Source organism: Paraburkholderia sp. UCT2 (assembly GCF_014397665.1).
Lineage (GTDB): Bacteria > Pseudomonadota > Gammaproteobacteria > Burkholderiales > Burkholderiaceae > Paraburkholderia > Paraburkholderia tuberum.
On record NZ_VZQO01000161.1, the window covers coordinates 1 to 616 of the forward strand.

General features: G+C 66.7%; 1 pseudogene. It reads right to left on the reverse strand.

Annotated elements, in window-relative coordinates:
• Nucleotides 1–427: pseudogene (locus tag F6X39_RS36220) on the reverse strand (LysR family transcriptional regulator); the annotation flags it as partial.
• Between the last annotated feature and the right edge of the window lie 189 nt (nt 428–616).

Sequence of the window (616 nt, forward strand, 5' to 3'; positions counted from 1 at the left end):
GTGTATTTCCTCCTTCACTTCCGGCGAGCGGCCGAGCCAGCGCAAGCCGCGATGCATCGGATCGTTGCGCTCGGCGCCGAACGCCGCGAGCGGAAACACGCCCATGCCGCGCGACGCGAACAGCGCCGGCTGCCGGCCCGTACCAGTCGATCGGCGAAGCGATCAGGCGCTCGCTGGATAGACGCAGATTCGAGTTGTGCGGCGCGGACTGGCTGGACAGCACGAGATCCAGATGGTGATGCGCCAGTTCCGTCAGCAGGTCTTCCGCCTCGCCTTCGTGGCAGAGCAGCCGTAGCGAAGGCGTGTCCAGCACGCCCGCAAGAATGGCATGGACGGCCAGCTTCGAAATGCCATCCGTCACGCCGACCGCGAAGCGCGCGACGGTCCCGCCGGCCGCTTCGCGCACTTCGTCGTGCAACGCGCGCCCGGCCGCGTCCGCGGCCGGGCACCTGCATCAAATGCGCTCGCCAACACGAGCAGGACACCGCGGGGAACCCTATCCGCTTACGCGCCGGCACCCGTCTCATCGAAGAATGAGGTTTTGTCCGTCCCGTTCGCTTTGGCGCGATACATCGCGCTATCGGCCTGGCGCATCAGGGCGTGTACATCAAGACGT